Genomic DNA, 7798 nt, shown 5'->3' on the forward strand with positions numbered 1-7798 from the left:
CCGCAACACGCAATCGACCTCAACCGGACGTGACATGACGCGACTCCCGAACCGCCGCCTGCTGGCCCTCGCCCTCGCTGTTGGCATCGGCGCCCCCGCACTGGCCCAGGCTGCCGCCCCCTTCACGGTCAGCGACATCCGCGTTGACGGCCTGCAGCGGATCAGCTCCGGTACCGTGTTCACCTACCTTCCGGTGGAACGCGGCCAGGCCCTGACCGACGCCAAGATCAGTGAAACCATCCGCGCCCTGTACAAGACCGGCTTCTTCGAAGACGTGCAGCTGGACCGGCAGGGCGACATCCTGGTGGTCACGGTCAAGGAACGCCCGGCCATCAACAAGCTCACCGTCACCGGCAACAAGGACATCAAGTCCGACCAGCTGCTGAAGGGCCTGAGCGACATCGGCCTGAGCGAAGGCGGCACCTTCGACCGGCTCAGCCTGGACCGGGTGACCCAGGAGCTTCGTCGCCAGTACAACGACCGCGGCAAGTACAACGTGGAAATCACCCCGGTGGTGAGCCCGCTGGACCGCAACCGCGTGGACATCGCGATCACCATCAAGGAAGGCAAGGCGGCCAAGATCCGCCACGTCAACCTGATCGGCACCGAGAAGTTCGAAGCCGAGGACATCCTGGACACCTGGGAGTCGAAGGAACACAACTGGGCCTCGTGGTATCGCCGCGATGACCAGTACTCCAAGGAAAAGATGTCCGGCGACCTGGAAAAGCTCAATTCCTGGTACCTGGACCGCGGCTACGTGGACTTCAGCATCGACTCCACCCAGGTGTCGATCAGCCCCGACAAGCGCGACATGTTCATCAGCGCCGGCGTCACCGAAGGCGAGCAGTACAAGATTTCCGAGATCAAGGTCAGCGGCGATACGGTGCTGCCACAGGAAGACGTCGAGCGCATGGTCATCCAGAAGGCCGGCGACACCTTCTCGCGCGCGCTGCTGGAATTCAGCAGCAACAGCATCACCAATTCGCTGGCCAACATCGGTTATGCGTTCGCCAAGGTGAACCCGATCCCGACCAGCAACCGTGCCGACCGCACCGTGGCGATCAACATGCAGGTCGTCCCCGGCCCGCGCGTTTCGGTCCGCCAGATCGTGTTCCGCGGCAATACCCGCACGTCCGACGAAGTGCTGCGCCGTGAAATGCGCCAGTTCGAGAACAGCTGGTACTCGCAGGCCGCCATCGACCGTTCCAAGATCCGCCTGCAGCGCCTGGGTTACTTCGAGGCGGTGGAAGTGGAAACCCCGGCGGTCACCGGCAGCAACGACCAGGTCGACGTTGTGTACAACGTCAAGGAAACCACCTCGGGAAGCTTCGTGTTCGGCCTGGGCTACTCGCAGTCCTACGGCATGACCACCTCGGTGCAGCTGTCGCAGAACAACTTCCTCGGCGGCGGCAACCGCGTGTCGGTGGAAGCATCGCGCAGCAGCTACCTGCAGCGTTACGGCTTCAGCTACACCAACCCGTACTTCACCGATGACGGCGTGTCGCTGGGCTACAACCTGTCCTGGCGCGAACTGGACTACTCCGACTTCAATACCGCGCAGTACAACAGCACCAACGGTGCGGCGCAGATGGTGTTCGGCGTGCCGATCACCGAGACCGATACGGTTTCGTTGATGTTCGGTATTGATAGCAACCAGATCCAGACCTACGGCGCGACGCCGAAATCAATCGTTGATTACATCAATGCGGTGGGCCGCAAGACCTTCCATGCTTGGCGCACCGAGCTGGGCTGGGCGCGCGATTCGCGCAACGATTATTTCATGCCGACCCGCGGCACCTACCAGCGCGTGGGCCTGGAGACCACGCTGCCCGGATCCACGGTTGAGTACTACAAGCTTAATTATCAGATCAGCAAGTACTGGCCGATCATCCCGTCGCTGGTGATCAACACGCGTGTTGAAGTCGGCTACGGCGACAGCTACGGCAAGGACGAGTCCCGCGTGGTCACGGAGTCGGACGGTACGCAGCGGGTGATCACTGCATCCGGCCTGCCGTTCTATGAGAACTTCTACGCAGGCGGCACGAACTCGGTTCGCGGCTTCGAGGACAATACGCTGGGCCCGCGCGAGGTCACTATTGGCTATCCCAATGGCCAGCCGCTGGGTGGCTCGTTCAAGACCGTCGGCTCGGTTGAAGCCTATTTCCCGCGCCTATTCGACAGCCCGTCGGCGCGCGTGTCCGCGTTCCTTGACTTCGGCAACGTCTACAACGGCGTCGACAACTTCAAGGCCAACGAACTGCGCGTCTCCACCGGTGTCGCCCTGCTGTGGCGTGCCCCGGTGGGTCCTATCTCGATCAGCTACGCCTTCCCGCTGAAGAAGGAAGACGGGGACGAAGTCGAACGCCTGCAGTTCACCTTCGGCGGCCAGTTCTAAAGCTGCTACAGGCCTACAAGAACGCCGGGCATTGCCCGGCGTTTTTTTGTCTTCCGTAGAGTCCACCCATGTCGACTGCTCCAGAGCACACAATGCGTCCGCAAGTCATGGCCGGTGCTACATTCTAAATCGCTTCTTTGCGGGCAATCGGTCAGTTATCAACACTGACTGGGCATGCGTCATGCCGACTTACTTGGTGGTTCCTTTGTCTGTGCCGACTAGCTACAGGAACATATAGCCGAGAATGCCGTCATTCACTGCCGACGCGTTGCCCTCGCAGTCAGCAGCAGGCGTGTCAAGGTGCCGCCAATCTCTACCCTTCCAACGCACGACACACCGGTAAAGTGGCACTGTGCCTGGAAGCTCCATCGTGGAAATATGACCTATGAAGGACTGCTCGGGTGCATATTGCCCCTCACAGTTCGAATCTGGCGAGGTGAAATAGTTCCAATTTCCCGGTCCGTTGCAGGAGTAAAGAGGTGTACTGTTCTCAAAGGGCGTCGCCGAAAGAAACCCAAGTGTGCCTTCGAGCCGCCATCCGCGCATGTGCCAATTTTCAGGCCAGTAGAAATTGGTCGAGTGCGTCCCGGTCTTTGACCGATACATGCGAATGATCTCCCGGAGAGTCACCCCCTCGGGCAGCGCCAAGGTGGCAGAATCGCTCGACTCAATGGCAGCTGCCTCCACTAGCAGCTCTGCCACGCCGACACGATTCGAATCCTGTGCCCAAGCGCTACCGGCCAATGAGAACAATGGAACCACCAAGGCCAGCGTCAAAACCTTCTTCATGTTTACTCCTTCCAACAAAAGGCGGAGCAGTTGCTCCGATGTGAGCGTCATGCCCACAGCCGAGCCTAGGTGGCGGACCTCCGGCACGCCTTCAAATAGCGCGCAAAGCAGTGAGGACTGCCGCGCGGTGACGTCTGGATGGTGGGCATCGCTGGCGAGGCTTCACGGAGAAGCGTCCCGGCCAGAGGCCTGGATCCACCGGGGACGCGGCCAGCCGGATCGTCGGCAACATGACCGCTGTCACGGCACGCGGTAAACTCCCCGCGTGAATACTCCTACCTACACCGCCCAGCAACTCGCCGAGCAGTTCGGCCTGCAGGTCCATGGCGATGCCTCCACCTCCATTGGTGGCGTGGCAACGCTGGCCCATGCCGGACCCGGCCAGCTCACCTTCCTGGCCAACCCGCGCTACCGCGCGCAGCTGGCCGACAGCCAGGCCGGCATCGTGGTGCTGCGCGCCGACGACGCCGAAGCCGCGCCCGGCACGGCGCTGGTGGCCAAGGATCCCTACAACACCTTCGCCCGCATCGCCGCCCTGTTCGACGTGGCACCCACGCGCGCGCCCGGCATCCACCCCAGCGCGGTCATCGACCCCAGCGCGCAGGTGGCCGCCAGCGCCCATGTCGGCCCGTTCGTCACCATCGGCGAGCGCAGCGTGGTCGGCGAGAACTGCATCATCGGCGCCGGCAGCGTGATCGGCGAAGACTGCACGCTGGACAGCGGCTGCGAACTGATCGCCCGGGTCACCCTGGTCACCCGGGTCAAGCTGGGCAAGCGCGTGCGCATCCATCCCGGCGCGGTGCTGGGCGCCGATGGCTTCGGCCTGGCGATGGACGCCGGCAAGTGGATCAAGGTGCCGCAGCTGGGCGGCGTGCGGATCGGCGACGACTGCGAGATCGGCGCCAATACCTGCGTGGACCGCGGCGCGCTGGAGGACACCGTGCTGGCCGAAGACGTGCGCCTGGACAACCTGGTGCAGATCGCCCACAACGTGCAGATCGGCGCGCATTCGGCGATCGCCGGCTGCACCGGCATCGCCGGCAGCGCCAAGATCGGCCGCTACTGCCTGCTGGGCGGTGCGGTGGGCGTGGTCGGCCACCTGGAAATCTGCGACAAGGTCGTGATCACCGGCAAGTCGGTGGTCCGCAACTCGATTACCGAGCCAGGCGAATACTCGTCCGGCACCCCGTTGACCGACAACCGCACGTGGCGCAAGAACGCCGCGCGCTTCAAACAGCTCGATGCGCTGGCCCGTCGCATCCTGTCTGTGAGCAAGGAGAAGGAATGAGCCAGGAACAGACCCTGCCGGACATCGCCCAGATCCGGGCATTGATCCCGCACCGCTACCCTTTCCTGCTGGTGGACAAGGTCGTATCGCTCGACTTCGAGAACCGCAGGATCGTGGCGCGCAAGAACGTCAGCATCAACGAGCCGTTTTTCCAGGGGCATTTCCCGGAACAGCCGATCATGCCCGGCGTGCTCATCATCGAAGCCATGGCCCAGGCCGGTGGCGTGCTGACCCAGCTCACCCTGGGCCGCGATGCACAGTCCAAGCTGTTCTACATGGTGAAGGTCGACAACGTCCGCTTCAGTGACAAGGTCGTCCCCGGCGATGTGCTGGAAATGCACGTGGAGATCAAGCGCGTGATCCGCAACATGGCGGTGTACGACTGCAAGGCCTTCGTCGACGGCAAGATCGTCGCGTGCGCCGAAGTCATGTGTGCCGGCACCCGCGAATAACCCAACAGGAGGACCACCGATGAGCGGACACGCTCCGTTGATCCACCCCACGGCCGTGATCGATCCGTCGGCGAAACTCGCCGACGGCGTCCGCGTGGGCGCCTTCACCCTGATCGGCGCCGATGTCGAAATCGGCGAAAACACCGAGATCGGGCCGCACTGCAGCGTGCACGGTCCCACCCGGATCGGCCGCGACAACCGCTTCATCAGCCACGTGGCGGTGGGCGGTGAACCGCAGGACAAGAAGTACGCGGGCGAGCGCACCGAACTGGTGATCGGCGACCGCAACGTGTTCCGTGAGTTCGTCACCCTCAACCGCGGCACCGGCGGCGGCGGTGGCATCACCACGATCGGCAACGACAACTGGATGCTGGCCTACACGCACGTGGCGCATGACTGCCACGTGGGCAACCACTGCGTGTTTTCCAACAACACCACGCTGGCCGGCCATGTGACCGTGGGCGACCACGTGATCATCAGCGGTTTCGCCGGTGCGCACCAGTTCTGCCGGATCGGCGCGCATGCGTTCCTTGGCATGGGCGCGTTGACCAATGGCGACGTGCCGCCGTTCACCATGGTGGGAAGTGATTCGCTCGGCCGCCCGCGCGGCATCAACAGCGAAGGCCTCAAGCGCCGCGGTTTCGATGCCGAGCGCATCGCCAGCATCAAGCGCGCCTACCGCACCCTGTACGTGGCCGGCCTGCCGCTGGCCGAAGCCAAGGTCCAGCTGGCCGAACAGGCCCGCAGCAGCGAGGACGTGGCCGAGCTGCTGGCATTCATCGAGCAGGCCGAGCGGCCGCTGCTGCGATGAATCCTGCGCCGCTGCCGCCGACCGCTGCGGTCATCCCGCTCCGCGTGCACAACGCCAGCCTGCCGGCGCGCGTGGATCCGCGGCCGCTGCGCGTTGCGCTGGTGGCCGGCGAAGCCTCCGGCGATCTGCTGGGTGCGGGGTTGGTGAGCGAGCTGAAGGCCCGTTTCCCGAATGCCGAATTCGCCGGCATCGGCGGCGACAGCATGCGCGGTGCCGGCTGCCAGACCTGGTTCGATGCCAGCGAGCTGGCAGTGATGGGCCTGACCGAAGTACTGCGGCACCTGCCACGCCTGTTGAAGCTGCGCGCACAGTTCCGCCAGCGCGTGCTGGAATGGCAGCCGGACGTGTTCATCGGCATCGACGCCCCTGATTTCAACCTGCCCGTGGAGCGCTGGCTGAAGCAGCGTGGCATCCGCACCGTGCACTACGTCAGCCCCTCGGTGTGGGCCTGGCGCGAGAAGCGCGCCGAGAAGATCGGCGCCAGCGCCGACCTGGTGCTGTGCCTGTTTCCGATGGAACCGCCGATCTACGCCCGGCACGGGATCGATGCGCGTTTCGTCGGCCATCCGATGGCCGATGACATTCCCCTGCACGTGGACCGCGAGCAGGCGCGCGCGGCGCTGGGCCTGCCTTCCAACGCCAAGGTGCTGGCGGTGCTGCCCGGCAGCCGGCTGGGTGAAATCAGCCGGCTCGGCGAACCGTTCTTCGAGGCGGCCTGGCAGGTATGCGAACGCATCCCGGGCCTGCACGTGGTAGTGCCGGCAGCCAATGCGGCCTGCCGTGCATTGATCGACCAGCAACTCTCCGGCTCGGCCCTGCCGGTCGCGCATTCGCATGTGCTGGATGGCCAGGCGCGCATGGCGATGATCGCCGCCGACGTGGTGGTGCTCGCCTCCGGTACCGCCACCCTGGAAGCGATGCTGGTGAAGCGCCCGATGGTGGTGGGCTACCGGGTCAACGAGCTGACCTACCGGCTGGTCAAGGCACTCGGCCTGCTCAAGGTGGACCGCTATGCCCTGCCCAACATCCTGGCCAACAAGGACCTGGCGCCGGAACTGATGCAGCACGACTGCGTGCCGGAAAAGCTGGCCGCGGCGATCCAGCAGTGGTTCGACCACCCGCAGAAGATCATCGACCTGCAGGCCACCTACGAGCAGCTGCACGGTGTCCTGCGCCGCGATGCGTCGGCACGCGCCGCCGACGCCGTAGCCGAACTGGTCGCACGCGGGGCGGTGGCTTCGTGAGCCGTCGCGGCGCTGCCGCCGCCACGCTGGCGCTGTTCGGCGCAGGCGGTCCGGCACCGGTGGCGGTGCAGCGCATCGCCGGGGTGGACGAAGCCGGTCGCGGCCCGCTGGCCGGTCCCGTTGCAGTGGCCGCGGTGGTCTTCAACCCGGCACGGCCGCGCATCAACGGACTGGATGATTCAAAACAGCTGACCGCCGCCCGCCGCGACCAGCTGTACGACCGCATCATCGAGCGTGCGCTGGCCTTCCATGTCGTGCTGGTGGATGCGCCCACCGTGGATCGGCTGAACATCTACCAGGCCACCCTGCAGGGCATGCGCGAGGTGGTGGCTGCGGTGGCCCACGTGGCCGATTTGGCACGTATCGACGGCAACGTAGTGCCCAAGGGCCTGGTGCTGCCGGGCGAGGCGTTGATCGGCGGCGATGCCATCGACCGCGCGATCATGGCCGCCTCGATCCTGGCCAAGGTCAGCCGCGACCGTTACATGCAGCAGGTGCATGCGCAGTACCCGCATTTCGGCTTCGACCAGCACAAGGGGTATGGCACGCCGGCGCACCTGGCGGCGTTGCGCGAGCACGGCCCGTGCGTGGAGCACCGACGCAGTTTCGCGCCGGTGCGGGAGTGCCTGGCGGTGCCGGTTGCGGTGCCTGTGGAGATGGCGCTGGCGCTGTGAGTTGGGCGAACGGGTGAGACCCCCTCGCGGGTGGCTGTTGTTTGAAGCTGCAGTTGGGGGTGGGCCGGGCGGGGAGGCTATGCGGGGCACGCGCAAGTACGTCCATGTAGCTCTTCGCGGCTCCTGCCGCTCAAGGCCCCGCACA

At 64.9% G+C, this 7798-nt stretch carries 7 protein-coding genes; 6 read left to right on the plus strand and 1 reads right to left on the minus strand.

Going from position 1 to position 7798, the window contains the following annotated elements; all coding sequences use genetic code 11:
* Positions 1-34 precede the first annotated feature (34 nt).
* Entirely contained in the window at positions 35-2395 is a 2361-nt protein-coding gene (gene bamA, locus RTX79_RS17325; RefSeq protein WP_312685026.1) for an outer membrane protein assembly factor BamA, read from the plus strand.
* Positions 2396-2617: 222 nt separating this feature from the next.
* Here the strand turns inward: bamA and RTX79_RS17330 are convergent, their stop codons facing one another.
* A complete protein-coding gene (locus RTX79_RS17330; RefSeq protein ID WP_312685028.1) occupies positions 2618-3184 on the minus strand; it encodes a hypothetical protein in 567 nt (188 codons plus the stop codon).
* A gap of 265 nt (positions 3185-3449) precedes the next feature.
* Here RTX79_RS17330 and lpxD point away from each other — a divergent pair, with 265 nt between their 5' ends.
* Genes lpxD through RTX79_RS17355 form a run of 5 tightly spaced genes read left to right on the plus strand, consistent with a single transcriptional unit; the run spans position 3450 to position 7653 of the window.
* Entirely contained in the window at positions 3450-4472 is a 1023-nt protein-coding gene (lpxD, locus tag RTX79_RS17335; RefSeq protein ID WP_123699466.1) for a UDP-3-O-(3-hydroxymyristoyl)glucosamine N-acyltransferase, read from the plus strand.
* Positions 4469-4924: a 3-hydroxyacyl-ACP dehydratase FabZ gene (gene fabZ / locus RTX79_RS17340; protein WP_057507850.1), complete on the plus strand. Its 456-nt coding sequence runs from the start codon at positions 4469-4471 to the stop codon at positions 4922-4924. Before lpxD ends, fabZ begins: the two co-directional genes overlap by 4 nt.
* Before the next feature lie 19 nt (positions 4925-4943).
* On the plus strand, positions 4944-5735 hold the full coding sequence (gene lpxA / locus RTX79_RS17345) for an acyl-ACP--UDP-N-acetylglucosamine O-acyltransferase (RefSeq protein ID WP_057507849.1): 792 nt from the start codon (positions 4944-4946) through the stop codon (positions 5733-5735).
* Positions 5732-6979 carry a lipid-A-disaccharide synthase gene (lpxB, locus tag RTX79_RS17350; RefSeq protein ID WP_057507848.1) on the plus strand — a complete coding sequence of 416 codons (1248 nt, stop codon included), beginning with the start codon at positions 5732-5734 and terminating at the stop codon, positions 6977-6979. Before lpxA ends, lpxB begins: the two co-directional genes overlap by 4 nt.
* Positions 6976-7653, plus strand: a complete 678-nt coding sequence (locus tag RTX79_RS17355) for a ribonuclease HII (protein WP_312685032.1) — start codon at positions 6976-6978, stop codon at positions 7651-7653. The genes lpxB and RTX79_RS17355 overlap by 4 nt, the downstream gene beginning before the upstream one ends.
* Positions 7654-7798: the final 145 nt, after the last annotated feature.

It is taken from the genome of Stenotrophomonas chelatiphaga (assembly GCF_032054965.1).
Taxonomy (GTDB): Bacteria; Pseudomonadota; Gammaproteobacteria; order Xanthomonadales; family Xanthomonadaceae; genus Stenotrophomonas; species Stenotrophomonas chelatiphaga.

Bases quoted from the DNA above. Each gene is read 5' to 3' on its own strand.
- bamA (WP_312685026.1), top strand. From the start codon at position 35: ATGACGCGACTCCCGAACCGCCGCCTGCTGGCCCTCGCCCTCGCTGTT.
- RTX79_RS17330 (WP_312685028.1), bottom strand. From the start codon at position 3,184: ATGAAGAAGGTTTTGACGCTGGCCTTGGTGGTTCCATTGTTCTCATTG.
- fabZ (WP_057507850.1), top strand. From the start codon at position 4,469: ATGAGCCAGGAACAGACCCTGCCGGACATCGCCCAGATCCGGGCATTG.
- lpxA (WP_057507849.1), top strand. From the start codon at position 4,944: ATGAGCGGACACGCTCCGTTGATCCACCCCACGGCCGTGATCGATCCG.
- lpxB (WP_057507848.1), top strand. From the start codon at position 5,732: ATGAATCCTGCGCCGCTGCCGCCGACCGCTGCGGTCATCCCGCTCCGC.